Below are 21318 nucleotides of genomic sequence, written 5' to 3' on the forward strand. Positions count from 1 at the left end.
CAAGTCGTCTACTTACCGCCCTATTCACCAGACCTGAATCGTATCGAAAAGTGTTGGGCATGGTTAAAGGGCCGCATTCGCAAACAACGACGCAGCGCTACTAGTTTGCGTGAAGCGATGGAGACAGTCCTCAAGGAAGCCGCGTCCTAACTCTTGTGGCGACAGCTATAGCAATCAAGGTGCCGTCCCGCTCCATGATGAATATTTGCCCAAACTGACTGATATTCAAATCACGGAGGAAATCACTAAGTTTCAACAGGTGGATATCAACTGCAATCATTCCTAGCAAGCGATTTTGCGAATCGTAGATAGGGCGGCTAGCAGAGGCAGCAATGTAAGGACCCGTTGGAAGGTTTGAAGTAGTAACCTTTGCCCAAATAGGTTTACCAGCAGCAACGGGTTCGGTATACCAAGGTTCGGTGAAATTATCCCAATCCCACGTAGCGTTAACCTGAGTGCGATTGCCTTGCGTATCCGTAGCGTAGTTGGTATTGGTTTTAGACGGCTCAGTCGTCCAATCATCGATAGTGGTAGTTTTGCCGTCATAACTAGCCGCTGCGATTCCCCCACCTGTAGGTAAACCAATACCGATGTATGTTACGTCATAAGCCTGAACCTGATCCCAGAGGTACTTACCAACGGTTTCACGATCGCCCACCTTTAAAATTCCCCGACGGATAGCGTCTGCATTGATTTGGTTGAGGGCGTGGGGAATTGTCAGATAGGACTTCAGGTGTTCATCCACAACATCGCTCGTGCGAGCCATCAACTGTTCTGCCAAGTCATTGACCGCGCTCTGTCCGTTTTTGAAAGACAAATAACCGACGAGACCCACAGCTGTAAAAATCTGGAGGACGAAGGGAACGACGAGAACAAGTTGTAATGGAAACGCCTTACCTCGGAGGAACTGTTGAATTTTCATTATCGGCAAGGGAATTTCACATCTAGTTGTTGATAAAATTCCCTTGACACCCACACAAATAACTTGATTGAAGCGGGCACAGACAATTGCCATTCTAAGCTCTTCCAGTTGAGCTACAGGACTATGAGAGCGAATGGCGAGAGTCTAGCTCTATGCCATCTTGTTCCTCTTGGAGAGAGCAAGAAACGCTTCGACACTAATGGCGATCGCGAGTCAGGCTACCTTATGTTAGCTTGGAACTCGAATTTTTCTGGAGCACCTTGCTCTACTAAGTATCAAGAGTGCATCAGGTCTCTAATGATCAGGATGCAGTTGTGGGCAGTCTATGAAGAGATGAATGTAAGATTTCCCTTCCTATAATGAAGCCCCAACAGTTCCCTAGAAATCAGGCGTTTCCACTACAGATCGTCCTTGTGTTGCCCTTCGTACTTCAGATTTTTGGAGCTGTGGGTCTTGTTGGTTATTTGTCCTTCAAGAACGGTCAGAAAGCAGTCAATGACTTGGCCGAACAACTAATTGATCGTTCCAGCGATGTGGTCAACGAACGCCTGACGTCTTATCTCGCTATTCCTCAAATGCTGAACCGAATGAATGCCGATGCCATCCGTAGAGGCACTCTGGATGTGCGCAATCGCGAGGCTGTGGCAAAGCACTTTTGGGATCAGATGCAGGTATACAACCTGACTTATACCGGGATTGGACTGACAAGCGGACAGGGATTTGGAGTCGCTCACTATGATAAAAACATCACGCGTGAGGAATGGACAGCTCAACTGCCCAAAAATCTTTACAACTACGCCACGGATAGTCAAGGGAATCAGACGAAGCTGAACGCCCGTTGGGACTACGATAGTCTCAAGCAACCCTGGTACACTGAGCCGATTGCGGCAGGGAAGCCTATTTGGGGAAAAATCTACACAGCAAATCTCTCTGACAGCCCCTACATTACAGCTGCTGCCACTCGCCCAATTTACGATTCGCAAAATCGTTTACTCGGCATGATTGGCACCGAAATCCATTTGCTGAAACTGAGTGATTTTTTACGTGGCTTAGATATCAGCAAATCTGGACAAGTGTTTCTGGTCGAGCGGGATGGTGCTCTGATCGCGAACTCTGGGATAGAAAAGCCCTTTACTTTAGTCAAAGACCAGGTGCAACGATTGCAAGCAATTGAGAGCCCCAATCCCGTTGTTCAAACCATTGCTAAACACCTTCAGACTTCTAATAAATTTCAAACCATCGCTCAAGACGCAGACTTTAAGCTGGAGGTACAAGGAGAACAGCATTTTGTTAATGTGATGCCCTGGCGTGATGAATATGGCTTGGACTGGCTATTGGTGGTGAGTGTGCCTGAGAGTGCATTTATGGCGCAAATTAATGCGAATACACGCACCACGATCGCGCTTTGTTTTGGTGCATTAGCGGTTGCCTCTATCCTGGGCTTCTTTACCTCTCGTTGGATTGCACGTCCCACTCTTCGGCTCAACCAAGCTAGTGAAGCAATGGCAGCAGGTGATCTGGAGCAAGCGGTGGAAGTCAGTAATATTCAAGAACTTAATACGCTGTCTCACTCCTTCAACCACATGGCAGGACGGCTGAGGGAGCTGTTCACAGCTTTAGAGCACAGCAAGGAAGTCTTAGAGGAGCGAGTCGAAGAACGCACGGCTGAACTCAAACATACTTTGGCAGAATTGCAGCGGTCCCAGGCTCAAGTGGTGCAGAGCGAAAAAATGTCGAGTCTAGGGCAACTCGTGGCTGGAGTCGCTCATGAAATCAATAACCCAGTCAACTTCATTCACGGCAACCTGACTCATGTACAGGATTACACTGAAGACTTGCTAGAGTTCATACAGCTGTATCAGCAGTGCTATCCTCATCCTACTCCTGAGATTCAAACAGCAGCGGAAGAGATGGACCTGGAATTTTTGCAAGCAGACCTGCCCAAGATGCTAGCTTCGATGCAGCTAGGAACCGAGCGCATTCGGCAGATTATTCTGTCCTTACGCAACTTCTCACGTATGGATGAAGCGGAATTTAAGGCTGTGGATATTCATGAAGGCATCGACAGCACGCTGCTGATTCTGCAACATCGTCTCAAGGCCAGATCCGACCGACCCGAAGTTGAGGTTGTCAAAGACTATGCTCAGCTACCGCTGGTAGAATGCTACGCCGGACAGCTCAATCAAGTGTTTATGAACATCTTGGTTAACTCACTTGATGCAATGGACGAGAAGCCTGCGAAGTGTACTTATCAAGAGATGAAGGATAATCCCAACCAAATTGCTATCCGCACCTCTATGTTTGAGGCAGGATGGGTGGAAGTGGCGATCGCGGACAATGGAGTTGGCATTCCTCAAGCGGTGCAACGACGCATCTTTGACCCCTTCTTCACGACGAAAGCGCTGGGCAAAGGGACTGGCATGGGGATGTCTATCAGCTATCAGATCATCACGGGGAAACATAACGGCAAACTGGAATGTTTTTCAACTCCTGGAGAAGGAACTGAGTTCAGGATTCGGATTCCTTTGCAGCAACCAGTCCCTTCAGCAACTTAGAGGTAAAGGTAACGCTGATAGAACCAAGGAACTAAGTAAAACTTATCAGTTGACGACAGAATGAGGGTTACAGCCATTTGGAGCAGGAAGTGATCCATAAGCTGGGGTTAACTGCTTCTCCCTAATTGAATGTAACAACGAAGTAGCAATGGTTTACGCCTGCTACCTGAAGAAATTACAGTTAGTTCAGCTAAATGTTGAGGCTGCTTCTCATGAAAGTAGACGGTCACGGCCAAACCAAAGTTTTAACCACCCACGAAATTGCCAAGTTGTTTGAGGCGTTTGAAAGCGCTCGCGATCGTGCCCTCTTCGGCATCTGTCTCTACACAGGGTGCCGCATCAGTGAAGCTTGCTCGATGCTCACCACAGATGCTTACGACGCGGCGGGGGTCAGAATGAAGATTACCCTGCGTAAAGCCAACACCAAGGGGAAGCAGGAAACACGGCAGATTCCCGTTAATGCAGTTTTGAAGGGATACTTGGAAACGTATCGGGCGGGAGCAGGCAAGCAGTATCTCTTCCCTGGACGGCACGGGCGGGGCATATCAATCCGAAGTCAGCCGATGAGATTCTGCGGGAGACGTGCGATCGCCTAGGGCTGGAAGGAGTTAGCACTCACAGCTTTAGATGAACCGCTCTACCCCAGATGAGTAGCGCATGAATACCCCTGAGGGTGATTCAGGAGATCTCTGGGCCCTGGAGCTTACAAGCACTCCAACGATATCTGGAGGTGTCGGAGTTGGAACTAGAGGGGGCGATTGCGGCTTTAAGTTTTTGCGTTGGACAGAATTGAACCTCTTTCGGTCGGAGTATGAAGCGCACATCATGCTGACGACATGGATTGTTCAAACAAATGTCGAGCCTGAATCAACGTCCCCGATTTTGCTGTGACAGGCCTGCGCTGTTGAACAGCACCCCTTCTGCAAGACACGGTTTTGCAAACTCAATGGAGTAGATGACTGATTTACTGAGTTTGACTCAATCCCTAGTTGCTGTATCCTGTAAATCAGGTGGAAATATCAAAGAGCTTGTGAGGACTCAGAGTTTTTCTGCCTTAAATAAAGCCACTAGGCGGGATTGAAGATCAATCGCACCTGAAATATGCAGAAGGTTTCTGCTGCTCGATGGCTGAAAGCGAGCTAAGTGAGAATCTACTATATGGCCCTTCTGAACCAAGATTGTTCAGCTACAGGCAACTCCTACAAGATTCCGCTACGTCTGGTTTTAGTGATACCTTTTATCTTGCAAATTTCTGCGGCAGTGGGAGTAACTGGATGGCTCTCACTACGGAATGGGCAGAATGCGGTTAATGAGGTCGCTAGGCAGTTACGGAACGAAGTTACTGCCCGGATTCAGCAGCACCTAGATACGTATTTGGAAACGCCCCATCTAGTCAATGCCATCAGTGCAGATACTATTTCCCGCTTTTCGCTGTGGAATCCGAATGACATGAGTCGGATGAGAAGCTACTTGTTCTGGCAGTTGCAGCAGTTTCCCAATACAAGTTACATCAGTTTTGGTGGAGAACGGAAAGAATACGCCGGAGCTGGCTATCGGGATGACGGTACGCCTGTGATTGAAATTACCGATCGCTCCACTCGTTTTGTCAACACAATCATCAACGTCGATCGCCAGGGCAACCCAACAGGACGTAGGGAAACTCATCCCGATTATGACCCCCGCATAAGACCCTGGTATACAGGGGCAAAACAGGCGAAAAGTCCTCATTGGAACTCCATTTACCAGTACTACATTCAGCCCAGCTTGGGCATTTCAGCTAGTCAGCCTGTGTATGATCAGACTGGAACTTTCCGGGGAGTGGTCAGTACTGATTTATATCTCTCAAGCATTAGTCAATTTCTACAAAATTTAAGGGTGGGGCGATCGGGGAAGACCTTTATTATTGAGCGCTCAGGTCTCATCGTCGCCTCATCCACTACTGAACAACCATTTTTGACCAAAGCGGATGGTCAGGTTAGTCGGCTCCTAGCTACCGAAAGCAGCATTCCCCTAATTCGCTTTACAGCTCAACATTTAATCGATCGCTTCGGTAATCTTAGGCAGATTAATCACAGTCAGCAGTTTGACTTTATGCTGCAAGGTCAAAGAGAATTTGTGCAAGTCTTGCCTCTTTACGATGAACGGGGGCTGGATTGGCTAATTGTGGTGGTGGTGCCAGAATCTGACTTCATGGCACAAATCAACGCCAACACTCGCGCCACCATTCTGCTCTGCTTGGGTGCATTGGTGCTGGCAGTTATTGTAGGAATTGCCACATCTCGCTGGATCACAAAACCCATTTTACGGCTCAGCGCTGCCTCCCAGGCGATCGCAACGGGCCATCTTGACCAAACCGTGACGGTCAAAGGCATTAATGAGCTAGAGGCATTGGGTCAGTCTTTTAACCAGATGGCAACCCAGTTAAAGCGATCGTTTGAGGAACTAGAAACCCGTGTTGCCGAACGGACCGTTCAGCTCAAAGCCGCGAAAGAAGCGGCGGATACGACAAACCAAGCCAAAAGCAAGTTTCTAGCCAACATGAGCCACGAGCTAAGAACGCCGCTTAACGCCATTCTCGGTTTTTCTCGGTTGTTAGCACGCAATCCAGCTTTAGCATCCGCAGCCGCAGAATTAGAAATTATCAATCACAGCGGCGAGCACTTACTAGACCTGATTAACGACGTGTTAGAGATGTCGAAGATCGAGGCAGGACAAGTAACGCTGTATGAAAATCGGTTTGACCTATATCGCCTGCTCGATACGTTAGAAGAGATGCTTCAACTACAAACTAGCGCTAAGGGTTTGCAGTTGATGTTTAGCCGTACTCCTGAAGTACCTCAATACGTGCGATCGGATGAAAGAAAACTACGGCAAATCCTGCTTAACCTATTGGGGAATGCCATTAAATTTACTCAACAAGGCAGCGTAATCCTGCGTGTCAGCGTCGTAGAGCGGGTAGAAGAAACCGCCACAACAGACGACAAAAATGCGCCCGCCCCCTCCTCCCCCCTGGCGTTACGGTTCGAGGTGGAAGACACAGGTGTGGGCATTGCTGCCAACGAGCTAGGAACCTTATTTGAGGCTTTTTCGCAAACCGAGTCGGGACTGAGGTCTCAAGAAGGAACAGGCTTGGGATTACCGATCAGCCGTCAGTTTGTCCGTCTGATGGGTGGAGACATTACTGTGAACAGCATCTTGGGCAGTGGCACCATATTCACCTTTGAGATCCAGGTGGGCGATGCCGAAGCCGCTGTGACATTACAGCAACCAGTCCAACGTGTGATGGGATTGGCACCCGATCAGCCTACCTACCGAATTTTGGTAGTAGACGATCGCTCAACCAACCGTCAATTGTTGGTGAGAATGCTGACTCCCCTGGGCTTTGAGGTGCGAGAGGCTGAGAATGGACAGGCGGCGATCGCGCTGTGGCAACATTGGCAACCCCACCTGATCTGGATGGATATGCGAATGCCTGTGATGGATGGATATGCAGCAACCCAATACATCAAGGCACAACCACAAGGATCAGGGACCACTATCATTGCCTTATCCGCAAGTGTGTTGGATGCAGATCGAGCCCTGATCTTGGCCGCTGGGTGTGATGACTTTGTATGCAAACCGATACAAGAAGCGGTCATTCTTAACAAGATCGCTCAGTATTTGGCGGTAAGGTATAGCTACGGAACAAGCGATGCTCCGGTAAGCATGCAGCAAGACGGCAATTACCCAAACCAGCAAAATGCTAAGGCTGAGGGTTATAGGTTAGGTGTTGAAAGCTTAACAGTCATGCCGACTGAGTGGATTGCACAGCTCTACCAAGCAGCCGATCAAGTGAATAATGCCTGGTTATTCCAACTGATTGCGGAAATTCCAGCAGAGCAAGCCCTTCTAGCTGACACCTTAAGTCATTGGGTTCATAACTTCCGTTGTGATAAAATTATTGCCCTAGTGGAGCATCTTGATGGATATCCCTCCGAATCAGATCCCCAAGGGAAATATTCTGATTGTTGACGATACACCAGAAAACCTGCACCTTCTGTCATCCACTCTAACGGAGCGAGGATATCAGGTTCGAGGCGTGATTGATGGGGTGATGGCCCTGAGAGTGGTTCGCTCAGCTCCACCGGATTTGATTTTACTCGACATCCAAATGCCCAGAATCAACGGCTACGAGGTTTGTCAACAGCTCAAGGCAGCAGAGCAAACCCGCGAGATTCCGGTGATTTTCCTGAGTGTTCTGGATGAGACCTGGGACAAAGTCAAGGCATTTGAGGTAGGGGGAGCCGACTATATTACCAAGCCCTTCCAGGCAGAAGAAGTCTTGGCCCGCATTGAAAACCAGCTTGCCCTCCAGGCGGCAAAGACAGAGATCCGTAACCTCAATGCAGAGCTAGAACAACGGGTGCAGCAGCGCACAGAAGAGTTAGCTGCCGCGAACCAAGAGCTAAGAATAGAAATTACCCAGCGGCAACAAGCCGAAGCAACCCTACGGCAACAAGCTGAGCAGAAAGAATTGCTGGCAGAAATCACCCAGCGGATTCGCCAGTCCTTAAACCTTGATGCCATTCTGAATACAACGGTAGTGGAAGTTCGCCAGTTGCTCCGTGTCGAGCGCGTGTTAATTTATCGGTTTGAGCCAGATTGGAGCGGAGTCGTCATCGTGGAATCTGTGATTACGCCCAATCTGTCAATTTTAGGCAGAACAGTCAAAGATCAGTGTTTTAGCGACGGCTATGCTAGGCAGTATCGACAGGGACGAGTGCTCAACATCGCGGACATTTATGCAGCAAATTTATCGCCGTGTCACGTTGATTTATTGGCGGCTTTGCAGATTAGAGCCAATCTCGTTGTCCCGATTGTCCAAGAGCAAACCCTATGGGGGCTGCTGAGCGTAAATCAATGCACTCAGCCTCGACCGTGGAGTCCGCTTGAAATTGACCTGCTCAAGCAACTCTCCGACCAGGCTGCGATCGCACTGCAACAGTCACACCTGTATCAACAGGTGCAGCAACTCAATGCCAATCTGGAGCAACAAGTACAGGCGCGAACTGCTCAGCTCCAGCAAGCGCGAGACTTTGATGCCCTGCTAAAGCGAATTACCGATAAAGTTCGAGACAATCTTGACGAGAGGCAGATCCTGCAAACGGCTGTGCGAGAGCTGGCTTTGGGTTTAGCGGTGGCTTCATGTGACACAGCACTTTATGACCTGGGACAGCAAACTGCAACTACCTGCTACGAGTACACGACCCTCAACCGCCAAAAGCAAGGGAAAACTGTGTCGATGGCAGAGTTCCCAGAGATCTACCACCACCTGCTGCACCGTCAGTGGTTTCAATCCTGCGAAGCTTATTTGGAACATGGTGCATTAACGCTCCTTGCCTGTCCTATTTTTGATGATCAAGGGGTCTTGGGTGATCTGTGGCTTTCTCGGCTCCAAGCAACAGTGTTTGTTGAACATGAGATTCGCCTAGTGCAGCAGGTGGCAAATCAATGTGCGATCGCGATTCGGCAAGCACGGCTCTATGCAGCCGCTCAAAGTCAGGTAGCAGCGTTAGAGAGCTTACATCAGATGAAGGATGACTTTCTCAGCACTGTTTCGCATGAACTGCGAACGCCTGTGACTAACATGAAGATGGCGATCAAAATGCTTAAAGTCACCTTAGCTCGTTCTGAAACTGCTGCTACTGACGAGCCAGCGATCACTGGCATTTCTCAGTCAGCAAATGCTACCCCGAACTCGAGAGTTACCCAGTATTTACGAATTCTCGACAGTGAATGTGAACGAGAAATTAGCTTGATCAATGATTTATTAGATCTACAGCGGCTAGAATTTACGTCAGCGCCATTGGTCACTGAACGCATTGATCTTAAACTTTGGTTATCTGCCTTATTAGAATCGTTTCAAGAACGGGCTGATGCTCATCAGCAGTACTTGCAGATTGAAATACCTGATTCGCCACCGCAGATTGAGTCTAATCCAGATGCACTCAACCGGATTTTGGTAGAACTGCTGCACAATGCTTGTAAATATACGCCGCCAGAAGAACGGATTGTGGTGAGTGTTGCAGTCGAGCAAAATCAGCTCCAGCTACGAGTCACCAATTTTGGAGCAGAAATTCCAGCCAGTGATCTCCCACAGATCTTTGACAAGTTCTATCGAGTTGCCCATGCCGATCGCTGGAAACAGGGTGGTACTGGACTAGGGCTGGCTCTTGTGCAAAAGCTAGTGAAGCACTTGGGGGGAGCAATCGATGTCAATAGTGCTCAGGGAGAGACAACTTTTGCAGTCTCCTTACCAATAGTTGTGTAGCTAGTTGAACACATAGCTGTACTGAACGTTATGGTTAAGAACATTTTTTCATAGGTTCAAACTGGCGAAGCCTCAAGGGGTGATAGGAAGCTTGAAGTAACTATGTAGCGGGCAATAGAGCTGCTAAGTACAAAAAAGTAGGCTTGCCACTTGACCACAAAACTACCTCAGGGGGTAACAAGAAAGCTAGAACAAGGACTGGAGGCGGGAAGCAGCATGTAAGCCTTGCTGAAGATAGAGTTGCTTATTGCCACTGAGCTGCATCCAAGACTCTAGCCAAGGAGAAGGCGAAACTAGTGCGAAGAAACACTGAAGAATTCGGGCTAATTCCCGAAATTAGAGGTACTATACGGAAAATTTTTCGGGCTCATGTCCAACTTGGGAGATTGGCAACATTGATTTGGACTAATTAAAAGTTGAGCTGAGACAATTTCATCAACGAGCATCCTTATGCCAAACGAGAGTCCAGATCAGTTATGGGTTGAGCCTGTGGGTGGAATCATCCTCGCGCGAATTCGCGGGGTGGCTACAGCCGCTCTTATACAGGAGTGCCATCAGCGCATTGGGGTGTTGCAGAGGGACACGGAATGCAAACAGGTGATGTACGATGCCTTGGAACTTGAGCGCCCGCCGATAGAAATTGTGCTCACGCAGCAGGGGTTAACCGATGCGCTCAAGCAAGCTGATGTAAAAGTCGCCATAGTTGTGCCCAATACGGGGATTGCTTACCTGGCCCGTCTGGCGTTTGGCGAGGCCAATCATCGCGTGTTCTACAATGATATTGCCGCCGCAGTATCCTGGCTGAGCAGTAATTGATCAATGAAGGCTGAAAGGGCAGAAAGGGCGTGATCAAAACCTGCGATCGCTTGCTCATTCAGCATGAGTGCATCCGATTTCAGGAGTTCAACATCTCCGACTCTCAACCCATCCCGAAACATTATTAACCGCAAAGTGCGGTCACGGGCTCTATGCCGTCCCTGCTTTTGAGAAACATTGCTGAAAATAGATAATGACGTATTTTTTATAGTACGCCTCAAATCATTGAGAGCTCAAGCGATCGCAACTCAAATAATGCCGAAGATAGTCATTTTCGGCATTGTCGCTAGCTACTAAAGCGTTAGGTGATGCTACTACAACGCACTTTTTCAACAATTTGGCGAATTGCATCAATGACAGATTCTGGTTGGTCGAGTTGGATGGCATGTCCACTGTTGTGCACAATTGTGTGAACACCTTGTGGTGACTCACTCGCTAGATCTGCATGTAATTCTTGCAATTTCTCAAGCACCTCTTGGGTGATGTCGAAGTCGGGCTCTCCAGACGACAAGGCGATAAGAGGAATGTCAGGAAATGAATTTGTCTTTCGTACCTGCTCAACCTGATTCATACTGGCTGATGCCGCAGCTGATTCCTGAGCAAAGGCTTTTCCAAACTGAGTTTGAGAATAGATTGCTTTAGCAAGCGGGCGCAGTGCAGGTGGGAATTTTTGGAATAAACCAGCCGCCATCGGTAAAGCATCAAAAGTCACGAGCAAACGCAGCAAACCTATGCGCCCCATGATTGGCAACACATGAACTAATAGCCCTTCAAGCCGTTTGTTCAATTCAACCCACTCGGCTGGGGTCTCCTCGTACATTCTCTCGTGCGCTACATCGACTAAAACCATCCCAGCCACTTCTTCTGGATAGTGATAGGAAAATAAACGACTGACTAAACCCCCTAAAGACATTCCGACTAAGACATAAGGTGGCTCAATCTCAACCTCACGCAAAAGTTGCCGCAACTCTCTAACGATTTGCTCAGCTGTGCGTGGTTCTGAACTGAAATCACTCCAGCCATAGCCTGCGCGATCGTAGGTCAAAACTCTCGTGAATTTCGCAACTTCAGGTTGTACGAGTTGCCAATCAATGTGAGTCCCTCCGGCTCCACTATCCAAAATGACGGTGGGGAGTCCTTCGCCCATCATTTGATAGTGCCAATGATTACCATCGATTGCAATTAATTTTCCAGGTGGCAGAAATCTGCGTCGATCGCGGCTTGTAGCAAGTGTTTGATAAATTGCTCCGAACCCGACTACTCCTATCAATCCTCCCAGAGACACAACAAGCCATAGCATTCCATTGTTCCTTCAAGCTTAAGTTCGTTTGCAATATCCCACAGATGACTTTTCAATGATAATTCAAGCGATCACTTGAGCTGCATAACGATCCCATCACCCGTCGCAGACAACCTCTCGTACTCAACCAACCAAACCGACTCATTTGCGGCAGTGATGCTGGCTATGACGGCAAAAATCAGGGTCGCCATCGGACTTTGCAATCGCTCAGACGAACTTCTTCTGTCCGCTGCGCTGATTGGTTAGCCTGCGCTAGCACTCAACATCTATACTCCACCTCCTGTGGAATTGAGGACTTGTCCTGTAATCCACTGAGCATCATCTGTCACAAGCCACCCAATGAGACGTGCTGCATCTTCTGGTCGTCCCCAACGACCTTGTGGATGAGCTGCCCGAATTGATTCATACAGCTCAGCAGACGCATAACCTGTGTCTGTTGCACCGGGATTGACTGTATTTACAGTAATGCCCCGCGAAATTAAATGAGCTGACAAACTCAGTGTGAGCTGATGAAGCGCACCCTTAGAAGCAACATACGCTAACTCTCCAGGCATCGGGCTAAGATGATGCCCAGAAGTAAGAAGCACCAATCGACCTCCCAGGCGACCATCGTGTTGAGCCGCAAACGCTTGCACTAGCAATAACGTCCCTCGCACATTCACTTGTAAATGCTTGTCAATTTCTGCTGCGGTTAATTCTTCCAAGCTCCCCATCGTACTATAAGCGTGATTGGCAATCAAAATATCGATATGACTAAAGGCTTGTATAGCAGCGTTCATCAGTTGTTGGGGAGCCGTGCAGTCGAGCAGATCTGCTTCAGCATGAGCAATATGAGTGCCCTGTTGCTGGAGGTCTTTAATAATTGCAGAAATTCCATCTCGATCAGCACCCCAAGGTTGACTGGCATCAAAGGGTGAAAAAGAATGAATGAATATGTCTGCACCTAGCATCGCTAATTGTTGGGCGATCGCAAAGCCAATCCCTTTGCGCCGACTCACACCAGTCACAAGGGCAACACGACCTGTTAATGCAGCTTCGGGCAAATCATTAACTCCTCGCCACTATTCAACAGCTAGCTCTAACTCGGAAACGCAGCCAGCTAAGGTTGCCGATCCCCCGCTGTAGATCACCTTTGTAGCATACCGCTCAACTCTCAACAGCTGGTGTGTATGTGCGTTGTTCGTTGTTAAGCACCGAGGCCAGACGATGAAAGTGGGCAGACTTCCATGGCTTGAATCAAGCCATGCTTAATGGTGAAACGGTGGCCGACGTGCTCATCGGCAAGCACGGCTCCGGACAGATCGCGCACAACCTGATGCACCTCGACCCAGATCTGCCCATCCTCCTCGGGGTGAAAGGTAACCGGCTCGACGTGGGGATTGATCTCACTCCACTGCTCCGTCCAGTAAGCGCGAACTGCTTCAGGAGTACGGACAAAACCGCCTTTGAATGCCTTCGGCCAAGCCACGTCGGGAGTCATGAGGACGAGGGCGGCATCAATGTCACGCGCGTTGAAGGCTGCGTATGCTGCGCGTAGCAGCTCGATTTCTGGTACAGGTTGCTCTGGCATAAGCGGTAGGTGAAGGAGATGGGACAGTGTCTAATACCAATTTAATTTTTATCTGCTACAGATAGAGAAGAGGGGATTAGAGTGGGAGGATGAAACAGGATGGTTGGGGTTTGCAAAATCAAGATTGAGGAGAGTGAGGACGAGTTGCGAGAACTGCTGCGGCAGCAGAAAACGGCAAGTGGCAAAGAGCGACTACAACTGTTGTACTTACTCAAAAGTGAGCAGGTCGAAAGCGTGGTTGAAGCAGCAGGGGTGATAGGACGCAATCGAGTGACTCTAGAACGATGGTTAGGCAAATACCGACAGGGAGGAGTGCTCCAGTTATTAGCCCCTCACCCCGGACGTGGGCGGAAGCGACATATCCCCGAGGCAGCAGATACAGAAGCTACAGCAACAACTACAGCAGAGCGAGGGATTTGACAGTTACGGGGGGATTCAGCAGTGGCTCAAACGAGAGTGTGGGGTGGAGGTCAGTTATCCGGTGGTGCATCTGCACGTACGATATCGCCTCAAAGCCAAGTTGAAAGTGCCCCGTCCTGTGAGTGTAGAGCAGCAAGCCCAAGAGGCAGCTGCTTTTCAAAAACCCTGGCAGTTCGGCTTGCCCTGATGTTGGTAGCTCATCCGGCTACCAACGTACGCTACTGGTGCCAAGATGAAACCCGATTAGGGTTAAAGACGATTCAACGACGCAAAATCACGGCCAAAGGCGTGAAGCCGATTGGGCAAGTGCAATGGCATCGCGAAGCGATATACCTCTATGGCATGGTTGAACCGAAGACAGGAGAGAGCTTCTTCTATGAGTTCTCGCCTCTCGATAGCGCGTGCTTTGAGATGTTCTTGAACTTAGTATCCCAGCAATTTCCAGACTCCCTCAACATCATTCAACTAGATAATGCTGCGGCTCATAGCACCAAGCATCTCCAGATTCCAAACAATACTTGTTGGTATTTCAACCCCCCTATTCACCAGAACTTAACCCGATTGAGCGGTTATGGCAGCACTTGAAGTCGAAGTTGGCGTGGAATCTTTACGAAACGCTGGACCATTTGCGGGGAGTGCTAGCAGAGCAATTGCAGCAGTTACATCCCCAGATGATTGCCTCGCTAACAGGTTGGGATTATATCGTCAATGCCCTATCTGTACCAGGTATTTCTTGAATTGGTATGAGGTGCCAGGCTTTCCCGATGACAAGAAGGTGAAACTGTTCCGGGTCACTGTTTCCACCTACAGGACGGATTATGTTGCAACCAACGACTTGTCTCAAAATTCCACTGATACTGTACAAGATGTGTCTGGTATGCGCTGGAAGATTGAGGAGTTTCACCGTGAGTTAAAGCAGTTGACGGGCGTAGAGGCGTGTCAGTGCCGCAAAGCCAGAATTCAGCGCAACCATATTGCCTGTGCTTTGCTGGTTTGGAGTCGGCTCAAATCGCTCGCTGACCAGAGCAGCAAAACCATCTATCAAGTCAAGCATGGGATGCTCTCGAACTACTTGATTGCACAACTCAAGCATCCGTCTGTTCAGATGGCTCTTGCGTAAGTCCTGATTAGCTTCAAAGTGTGAAGTCTTCGCTGCAAGCCATCCTTAGCCTCAGCGGGCGATCGCTCACTCGAGCAAAACCAAGGATTGAACAATTTTCTCCACTTCGAGCGGCGTCAGGCTAGCATTTTGCTCGCAAGCGTAGGTCTCTTGATCATAGGTATCATCCCCCGCACTCACCCAATAGTAGGGAGAGCGAGAAGAACCCGGTGGCGATTGTAAGGCCTCTGGGAAGCTAGAGAGATTGGGTTGCACGACTCGCAATTGCTCGGCGGTGGGCTGTTGATTCTCTCCAGAAGACTTACCAAATAGGATACTCACATCTCCCAGTAAGGTGGTACGAGTCTGAAACTCAAACTCACCCGCTCCACCCCCAACGCCACCTCCGACTGCTCGCACCAGAAAACAGGTGTTTTGAGCATTGCGGTAGACCAAGGTGTAATGGGGGCCTTCTCGGCAAAGACTGCTTCGGGGAGATCTAGCTGTACACGCATTGGCGATCGCCTCAGCCAGGGGGAAGCCTTGGGGCACATAAGCTGGAATGAGCACTGGCATGCCTAACTCGCTTAAAGATGTTTTTTGCGTTTCACTCAGTCCCGCACGAGCGGGAGCGCTCTCGATAGCATCGGGACTAGCGGGACTAGCACTCCCCTGTCTCTCCTCGCGCAGCTGAGGCACGCCAGAATTGCTCCCTGAAGCACTGGGGGTAGGTTTCAGAGTGATCGCATTCCAGCTACAACCGCTGAGGCTAAGCCAAACAGCAGTGCTCAGTGACCAACAAATGATCTGTTCCAGTGATTTCATCAAAGGTGGAGCTAAATGAGGGCAACTGATGTAGATCAACAAACCGAAAGCTCTGATTTCCTAAAAATTGCAGCAATCAACGATGTTGCATAGAGCACCTGGCTTAGGACTTCCAAGGACAAAACCGTACCTGGCGATGAGCACGCAAGCTCTTCAAAAGGATCGTTGAATACTCTGACTCTGCAGTCTCTGTCCAACACGACGGTGACTGAAAACTTGGGGAAGAGGGAGACAAGAGAAAGGAGAGGCGTGCACCCTCACGATTCGACTCCTAATAGGAGCGAGAGGCGATCGCGCTGCAATTTCCCATGGACAAATTGGGAGGATTGCACTTCAGGGAGGGAGAGACAAAGGAGGATATCAATGCTAACTAGAGAGGAGGACTGGCAGGGACAGGCATTCCTCGCATCAGCGCAGCCCAGAGCTGGAACGTCCGTCGCGGTGCTCGTGTCATCACGAGGGCTTGCTGAACCGCCAGCGGTGCATGGTCTAAACACTCCTCTAGTTGGGTCACAGCCGCAGATGGTGTTTGTTGCCGCCTCACCCAATCCTCAAAATCAATTGGTAACCGCCACTGCCTGAGCACCTCAAAATTCATCCCAACTGAAGCGATCGCGGTATGCCATTGAGAGAGTTGCCACTCCCAGTAGTGGGAGGGATCTCGCAACTGTTCGATGCGGTTGACGAAGTAAGCTAATTCGGGATCTTCGGGCGAAATCACATCCACAACTAAAAACTGTCCCTGGGGCTTCAAGACTCGGTGAATTTCTGCCAAGGCAGGTTCGAGCGCTGGAAAGTGATGGGCAACAAAGCGGCAGGTGACTAAATCAAATTGTTGCTCCACAAACGGGAGGGCGGTGGCGATCGCAGATTGAAACCAAACATTCATGAGCCCGCGATCGCTCAAGTTACGCTCTGCTTCTGCCAACATGCCAGCACTGAGATCGATGCCTATTACTTGCTGCACGAAAGGAGCCAAGGCAAATGCTGTGTGCCCTGCCCCACAGCCCACATCTAGTACCTGCCAATTAGAACTCGGGTGAGCGACTTCCACGAGCCACTGCAAGTCTTGGCCGCGCCTAAACAGCGGTGCTGTACTGTAGGCTGAGGCCGTCCGGTCAAACTGTTGCCGCGTGACTTCTTCTTGGTTCATCGTGCAGAGAGGGCTGAGGGGTGTTTCAGCTATTTTGCCATTTGTTCGATTCACACCCCGACGTTAAAGGAGCTAGTAAGCCTTTAGTAGGAGGATGTTGCGAGGATAGACCTTGCGATCGCCACCCAGATTTGAGTCAGATCAAAGCGGCGTGATTACCAAGATAATACTTCTCCATTGGCGTGCCAGAACGTACCTGTGTTCTCCAGCGTTAACTGATCAATTCGAGCTAACAATCCCTGCACAGACTCTTCCGGTGTGATGCCACTGGCCGTAAAGTTCGTCATGCGAGTTTGCACCAGACCAGGATGCAGAATCGCCACGGCAATGCCACGCGGTTTGAGGTCGTGAGACAGAGATTTACCTGCCATCGACAAGGCCACCTTCGACATGCGATAGCCATAGGAACTGCCTGAAGTGTTATCGGCAATCGAGCCCATGCGACTGGTCATCAACACAATCTTGGAACCCCCTTGCAGGTGCGGTAGCAGTGCCTGTGTGACTCGGAGAGGCCCTAGGGCATTGACCTCAAACTGTTCTCGGATGCTGTCGAAGTTGAGGTTGTCCAGCGTCACGCGCTGAATGATGCCTGCATTGTGAATCAAAACATCGATGACCTTGTCACCCAGGCGCTTTTGTAAGTCTGCCACAGAAGCGTCTGAGGTAATGTCAATGCCTACCTCCACTTGCACCCCCAACTGCTGCAATTCCTCAGAGGTGCTGCGACAAACCGCAATGACGCGATCGCCTCGAGCTTGCAGTTGCCGACAGTACTCATAACCAATGCCCCGATTTGCCCCTGTGACGAGATAAGTTGCCATGTGACCTCCAACGCTGGAAAGAGTATAGTGGCCAGTGCAGCCTGTGCCTAGGAGTGGTTCTGTCATGCCTGAGCGTCTCTATGATGTCATTCTTTACGGTGCCAGTGGTTTTGTCGGCAAACAGACGGTGCAATACTTTGTTCGCCATGCCCCACCTTTGCGATGGGCGATCGCGGGGAGAAACCGCCAGAAGCTGGAAGCCGTTCGTGCTGAAGTCGGTGCCACCGTCGATGTGCTCGTTGCCGACGGTCAGGACGAAGCGGCGATCGCCGCTATTGTCTCTCAGACCCGAGTCCTGCTGACCACGGCTGGTCCCTTTGCCCTCTATGGCAATGCCCTGGTCGATGCCTGCGTTCGCTTCAGAACGCACTACGTCGATGTTACGGGAGAAACACCCTGGGTCAGAACCTTGATCGATCGCTACCAAGCTCAAGCGGCGGCTGATGGCACTCGCATCATTCCTTGTTGTGGCTTTGATTCGGTGCCATCGGACTTGGGCACCTACCTTGTGGTACGGCACCTACAACGAGAACTAGGGGTTCCTTGTCAGCAGGTGCATGCCTATTTCCAGGTTTATGGGGAGTTGAATGGGGGGACGCTGGCCTCGGCTTTCCATCTCTATGATTCCGCTGGGGCCGCTCAGATGAATGATCCCTTCCTGCTGAATCCTCTCAACACTTCCTCTCCCCCTCCCACTCAGGCTGAACGCCACCGTGACCCCCAAACGCCCTCTTTTGCTGCCGACCTCAACACTTGGGTCGCTCCCTTCGTCATGGGGCCTGTCAATACCCGCATTGTCCGTCGAAGTGCTGCTCTCTACGAGGAGTGGCAAGACTCCTACGGACCTGACTTCACCTATCAGGAGTATCTCAAGTTCGATGAACCGCTGTCGTGGCTGAAAGCAACGAGTGTTACCGCTGGCTTGGCTCTATTTACAGGCATTGTGCAACAACCCCAAGCGCGATCGCTGCTGCAACCGCTCTTGCCGCAACCAGGTGATGGACCGTCTGAGCAAACGAGGAATGATGGGTGGTTCTCCTGTGAACTGGTAGGGACTGCAACAGATGGCCGCCAAGTGCGAGGACTGATCCGAGGCCAAGGAGACCCAGGCAATCGAGCCACAGTCAAATTTGTCTGTGAATCGGCTCTGAGTCTAGCCTTGCAACTAGATGAACTACCAGGTGGGCAGACACGCGGCGGGATTCTGACGCCTGCGACTGGCTTAGGTAAAGTGCTGGCAGAGCGCTTACGCCGAGCTGGAATGACTGTAGATGTGACTCTATAATTTGTGGGCTAGGATTGAAAGCAGGATCGGTGGATGGATAGCTAAGCACGAACATTCCCTAACGGGAGCAGCCCTGCTCAGGGAAGTGTGTTGGTGAATTCGAGTGACTCGAAGTTATTGAAAGGCTCATCATCATGCTACCTGCCAAGGAGAGCGCGATCGCCCTGCCGCTAAATCCTAATCTACCCTCTAGCTTACGCTAACATTAATTCCTGAATGCGCTCTGGCTCCTCTCCCAACCAATCAGGATTTTGGGCAGTGCCGTCATAAATCGATGACGTTTTGAAGGGTTCGAATTTACCGCTGGCTCCTGCCGTTGCCGTTTTTGCCAAGAGCGATCGCACCTGCTCCTCGTTCATCGGCTGAAAGGTTCGCACCGCTTCCAAGGCTTGATCCAGAATTTCCAGACTATCAATTCCCGTAATCACCACCGACGTCGGCAGATTGAGAGCATAGTGCAGGCATTCAATTGGCGTTGCTGTATTGGAGCGTAAAAGCACGCCGTTTGCCAGACTTTTCATGCCCAAGATGCCAATGTTTTGCTTCACCAGTTCTGGAACCACTAGCTTGGCAAAGCTTTGGTAGTGAGCATCCATCACATTCAGCGGCATCTGCACCGCATCGAACTTAAACCCTTGCTGAGCGGCAACTTCCAGCATGTGGAGATGAATTTGAGGGGCTTTATGCCCGGTGAAGCCAATGTATCGCAGTTTACCAGCTTCTTTTGCTTCAACCAAAGCGGCATGGGCTCCTGCCTCATCAAAAACTCGATAGGGGTCTTCGTAGCGGATGATTTCGTGATGTTGGACCAGATCAATGCAATCTACTTGCAGGCGCTGCAAAGATTCGTCTAGCTGTCTGGTGGCTTCTTGCTTAGAGCGACCGTCAATCTTCGTCATCAAAAATACTTTGTCTCGGTAGCCATCACGCAATGCTTTTCCCATCCGCATCTCGCTGAGGCCACCGTTATAATCCCAACTGTTATCCATAAAGGTGATACCGCGATCGATCGCACTGCGAACAATCCGGAGCGCCAGTGGCTCATCCACCCGCTCCAAGCTGAGGTGCCATCCGCCCAACCCGATCGCAGAAACGGTCTCCCCAGTGCTGCCGAGAGTTCGGTAGAGCATTTCTGATGGTGATGTACTTTCTGGCATCTGTTCTCCTTACTTGCCCGCTAAAGCCTCAGTGCCTCTAGCTATGAGCCAATTCAAACACAAGAAAAAGCTCTCAGTCTCTTCCTAGAGACACACTCAGGCAGACCGGGGATCGCGGTAGTAAGGATGCTTGAACTATCGTATGACTCTTCTCGGTTGAGCGAATTTGCCACCTGAAAAGTGAGTAGTTTTGAGCTCAGTATCCGTTTCAGCAGGGTAGAAGCTACCCCATTAAAATACACAGTTTATCGGTAGGCTACCGTATTATTTTCTTATGGAGCTAGTGCTAATCGAAACGATGGATGCTGTTGAACAGCCATTTCTTGTTATCAATCGCGCCTAATCAATCCACTGCTGAGACAAATACTCCAATACCCGTTGAGTGGCTGGAGCACATTGGTCTAAATCCGCATAACTCAACCACGCGATCGATTCGATTTCAGAGTGTGCAATGATTTCACCCCTGTAGTCTGCCTGGAAGCAGCGCATTGTCACCTGAGTTGGCTCTGTGTAGCCATGCGCGACTTCTTGCACCATCACCTCAGTTAAGGTTTCAGCAATCAGGCTGACATTGAGTTCCTCCTGAACCTCTCGGCACAAAGCTTCCCAATCAGACTCACCCTTCTCCCGCTTGCCACCGGGTAGATAAAACACATTCTTGCCCATTGTCCGGGCACACAAGACCTGTCTATCCCGGATGCAAATCCAGGCAACGACATCAATGGTAGGGCTGTTTATTACTGACATATAAGATTTCAGCTTTGATAAAATCTTGACTAAATTGCCCCGATACAAGGCACGCGCAGCAAAGTTGATTCCCTTCAGGACGCGCTCTGCACTCACCCTGCCTCTCATTAATACCTATCTCAAATGACTTCTATGAGTTGATGATTCAAAGTTTCGAGATTAATGCCGTAACGCTGAAATAACTCGCTCTGCGTTGTTTTATGGGTGTCAGCCAGCCGCATCAAACCCCACGAAAGATATTTTGTTCCAATCGACTTTTTGCCTTGAAGTCGAACGACCTGTAAAGCAAGCTCTTGGAGATTCTGGCAACTGATTAACCATCAAAAACTTCCCCGACA

20 protein-coding genes and 1 pseudogene are annotated in these 21318 nt (G+C 49.9%); 12 read left to right on the plus strand and 9 right to left on the minus strand.

Features of this window, described 5'->3' with window-relative positions; all coding sequences use genetic code 11:
- On the plus strand, window positions 1–150 hold a 150-nt coding region (locus H6F90_RS15430; RefSeq protein ID WP_190550225.1), incomplete at its 5' end, for a transposase.
- Here H6F90_RS15430 and H6F90_RS15435 read toward each other — a convergent pair.
- Complete coding sequence (locus H6F90_RS15435) at window positions 131–922, minus strand: cache domain-containing protein (protein ID WP_190553299.1); 792 nt, start codon at window positions 920–922, stop codon at window positions 131–133. The genes H6F90_RS15430 and H6F90_RS15435 overlap by 20 nt on opposite strands.
- Window positions 923–1281: 359 nt before the next feature.
- On the opposite strand from H6F90_RS15435, the gene H6F90_RS30740 reads away from it, so the two are divergent.
- The 5 genes from H6F90_RS30740 (at window position 1282) to H6F90_RS15460 (ending at window position 10603) form a co-directional block, all read left to right on the plus strand.
- On the plus strand, window positions 1282–3477 hold the full coding sequence (locus tag H6F90_RS30740; protein WP_190553300.1) for an ATP-binding protein: 2196 nt from the start codon (window positions 1282–1284) through the stop codon (window positions 3475–3477).
- Window positions 3478–3689: 212 nt separating this feature from the next.
- A complete protein-coding gene (locus H6F90_RS15445; RefSeq protein WP_242024489.1) occupies window positions 3690–4073 on the plus strand; it encodes a tyrosine-type recombinase/integrase in 384 nt (127 codons plus the stop codon).
- 562 nt (window positions 4074–4635) lie between these two features.
- The gene (locus H6F90_RS15450; protein WP_190553301.1) at window positions 4636–7488 is read left to right on the plus strand and encodes a hybrid sensor histidine kinase/response regulator; all 2853 of its coding nucleotides are present in this window, start codon (window positions 4636–4638) and stop codon (window positions 7486–7488) included.
- Entirely contained in the window at window positions 7439–9787 is a 2349-nt protein-coding gene (locus H6F90_RS15455; RefSeq protein WP_190553302.1) for a GAF domain-containing protein, read from the plus strand. The genes H6F90_RS15450 and H6F90_RS15455 overlap by 50 nt, the downstream gene beginning before the upstream one ends.
- Window positions 9788–10237: 450 nt before the next feature.
- Window positions 10238–10603 (plus strand): hypothetical protein, encoded by a 366-nt coding sequence (locus H6F90_RS15460; RefSeq protein WP_190553303.1) that lies wholly within the window; start codon window positions 10238–10240, stop codon window positions 10601–10603.
- Window positions 10604–10904: 301 nt separating this feature from the next.
- Here the strand turns inward: H6F90_RS15460 and H6F90_RS15465 are convergent, their stop codons facing one another.
- The 3 genes from H6F90_RS15465 to H6F90_RS15475 all read right to left on the minus strand — a co-directional run bounded on the left by H6F90_RS15465 (window position 10905) and on the right by H6F90_RS15475 (window position 13473).
- Entirely contained in the window at window positions 10905–11903 is a 999-nt protein-coding gene (locus tag H6F90_RS15465) for an alpha/beta fold hydrolase (protein ID WP_190553304.1), read from the minus strand.
- A 266-nt stretch (window positions 11904–12169) separates the two neighbouring features.
- Window positions 12170–12946, minus strand: a complete 777-nt coding sequence (locus H6F90_RS15470; protein WP_190553305.1) for an SDR family oxidoreductase — start codon at window positions 12944–12946, stop codon at window positions 12170–12172.
- Between the two features lie 143 nt (window positions 12947–13089).
- Window positions 13090–13473 carry a nuclear transport factor 2 family protein gene (locus H6F90_RS15475; protein WP_190553306.1) on the minus strand — a complete coding sequence of 128 codons (384 nt, stop codon included), beginning with the start codon at window positions 13471–13473 and terminating at the stop codon, window positions 13090–13092.
- Window positions 13474–13572: 99 nt separating this feature from the next.
- Between H6F90_RS15475 and H6F90_RS30095 the strand changes: the two genes are divergently transcribed.
- The 5 genes and pseudogenes from H6F90_RS30095 to H6F90_RS15485 form a co-directional block, all read left to right on the plus strand.
- Window positions 13573–13893 (plus strand): helix-turn-helix domain-containing protein, encoded by a 321-nt coding sequence (locus H6F90_RS30095; protein ID WP_199295948.1) that lies wholly within the window; start codon window positions 13573–13575, stop codon window positions 13891–13893.
- A complete protein-coding gene (locus H6F90_RS31565; RefSeq protein ID WP_199295949.1) occupies window positions 13817–14080 on the plus strand; it encodes a winged helix-turn-helix domain-containing protein in 264 nt (87 codons plus the stop codon). The genes H6F90_RS30095 and H6F90_RS31565 overlap by 77 nt, the downstream gene beginning before the upstream one ends.
- Window positions 14080–14478: a transposase gene (locus H6F90_RS30105; RefSeq protein WP_199295950.1), complete on the plus strand. Its 399-nt coding sequence runs from the start codon at window positions 14080–14082 to the stop codon at window positions 14476–14478. The genes H6F90_RS31565 and H6F90_RS30105 overlap by 1 nt, the downstream gene beginning before the upstream one ends.
- Window positions 14415–14630 (plus strand): transposase, encoded by a 216-nt coding sequence (locus H6F90_RS30110; RefSeq protein ID WP_199295951.1) that lies wholly within the window; start codon window positions 14415–14417, stop codon window positions 14628–14630. The genes H6F90_RS30105 and H6F90_RS30110 overlap by 64 nt, the downstream gene beginning before the upstream one ends.
- Before the next feature lie 8 nt (window positions 14631–14638).
- Window positions 14639–15013: pseudogene (locus H6F90_RS15485) on the plus strand (transposase); the annotation flags it as partial.
- A 66-nt stretch (window positions 15014–15079) separates the two neighbouring features.
- Here H6F90_RS15485 and H6F90_RS15490 read toward each other — a convergent pair.
- The 3 genes from H6F90_RS15490 to H6F90_RS15500 all read right to left on the minus strand — a co-directional run bounded on the left by H6F90_RS15490 (window position 15080) and on the right by H6F90_RS15500 (window position 17857).
- Window positions 15080–15817 (minus strand): hypothetical protein, encoded by a 738-nt coding sequence (locus tag H6F90_RS15490; protein WP_190553307.1) that lies wholly within the window; start codon window positions 15815–15817, stop codon window positions 15080–15082.
- A 370-nt stretch (window positions 15818–16187) separates the two neighbouring features.
- A complete protein-coding gene (locus H6F90_RS15495) occupies window positions 16188–17024 on the minus strand; it encodes a methyltransferase domain-containing protein (protein ID WP_199295953.1) in 837 nt (278 codons plus the stop codon).
- A gap of 101 nt (window positions 17025–17125) precedes the next feature.
- Window positions 17126–17857 carry an SDR family oxidoreductase gene (locus H6F90_RS15500; RefSeq protein WP_370588025.1) on the minus strand — a complete coding sequence of 244 codons (732 nt, stop codon included), beginning with the start codon at window positions 17855–17857 and terminating at the stop codon, window positions 17126–17128.
- Between H6F90_RS15500 and H6F90_RS15505 the strand changes: the two genes are divergently transcribed.
- Window positions 17856–19076 (plus strand): trans-acting enoyl reductase family protein, encoded by a 1221-nt coding sequence (locus H6F90_RS15505; RefSeq protein ID WP_190553308.1) that lies wholly within the window; start codon window positions 17856–17858, stop codon window positions 19074–19076. The genes H6F90_RS15500 and H6F90_RS15505 overlap by 2 nt on opposite strands.
- Before the next feature lie 194 nt (window positions 19077–19270).
- Here H6F90_RS15505 and H6F90_RS15510 read toward each other — a convergent pair whose 3' ends face one another.
- Together H6F90_RS15510 and H6F90_RS30750 are read right to left on the minus strand one after the other, a co-directional pair.
- Window positions 19271–20233 carry an aldo/keto reductase gene (locus H6F90_RS15510; RefSeq protein WP_190553309.1) on the minus strand — a complete coding sequence of 321 codons (963 nt, stop codon included), beginning with the start codon at window positions 20231–20233 and terminating at the stop codon, window positions 19271–19273.
- Window positions 20234–20572: 339 nt separating this feature from the next.
- Complete coding sequence (locus H6F90_RS30750) at window positions 20573–21076, minus strand: NUDIX domain-containing protein (protein WP_199295954.1); 504 nt, start codon at window positions 21074–21076, stop codon at window positions 20573–20575.
- Window positions 21077–21318 lie beyond the last annotated feature (242 nt).

The sequence above is a fragment of the Trichocoleus sp. FACHB-591 genome, assembly GCF_014695845.1.
Taxonomy (GTDB): domain Bacteria; phylum Cyanobacteriota; class Cyanobacteriia; order FACHB-46; family FACHB-46; genus Trichocoleus.

Coding starts and splice junctions, on each gene's coding strand:
- H6F90_RS15435 (WP_190553299.1), bottom strand. CDS start 922: ATGAAAATTCAACAGTTCCTCCGAGGTAAGGCGTTTCCATTACAACTT.
- H6F90_RS30740 (WP_190553300.1), top strand. CDS start 1,282: ATGAAGCCCCAACAGTTCCCTAGAAATCAGGCGTTTCCACTACAGATC.
- H6F90_RS15445 (WP_242024489.1), top strand. CDS start 3,690: ATGAAAGTAGACGGTCACGGCCAAACCAAAGTTTTAACCACCCACGAA.
- H6F90_RS15450 (WP_190553301.1), top strand. CDS start 4,636: ATGGCCCTTCTGAACCAAGATTGTTCAGCTACAGGCAACTCCTACAAG.
- H6F90_RS15455 (WP_190553302.1), top strand. CDS start 7,439: ATGGATATCCCTCCGAATCAGATCCCCAAGGGAAATATTCTGATTGTT.
- H6F90_RS15460 (WP_190553303.1), top strand. CDS start 10,238: ATGCCAAACGAGAGTCCAGATCAGTTATGGGTTGAGCCTGTGGGTGGA.
- H6F90_RS15465 (WP_190553304.1), bottom strand. CDS start 11,903: ATGCTATGGCTTGTTGTGTCTCTGGGAGGATTGATAGGAGTAGTCGGG.
- H6F90_RS15475 (WP_190553306.1), bottom strand. CDS start 13,473: ATGCCAGAGCAACCTGTACCAGAAATCGAGCTGCTACGCGCAGCATAC.
- H6F90_RS30095 (WP_199295948.1), top strand. CDS start 13,573: ATGGTTGGGGTTTGCAAAATCAAGATTGAGGAGAGTGAGGACGAGTTG.
- H6F90_RS30105 (WP_199295950.1), top strand. CDS start 14,080: ATGTTGGTAGCTCATCCGGCTACCAACGTACGCTACTGGTGCCAAGAT.
- H6F90_RS15490 (WP_190553307.1), bottom strand. CDS start 15,817: ATGAAATCACTGGAACAGATCATTTGTTGGTCACTGAGCACTGCTGTT.
- H6F90_RS15505 (WP_190553308.1), top strand. CDS start 17,856: ATGCCTGAGCGTCTCTATGATGTCATTCTTTACGGTGCCAGTGGTTTT.
- H6F90_RS15500 (WP_370588025.1), bottom strand. CDS start 17,857: ATGACAGAACCACTCCTAGGCACAGGCTGCACTGGCCACTATACTCTT.
- H6F90_RS15510 (WP_190553309.1), bottom strand. CDS start 20,233: ATGCCAGAAAGTACATCACCATCAGAAATGCTCTACCGAACTCTCGGC.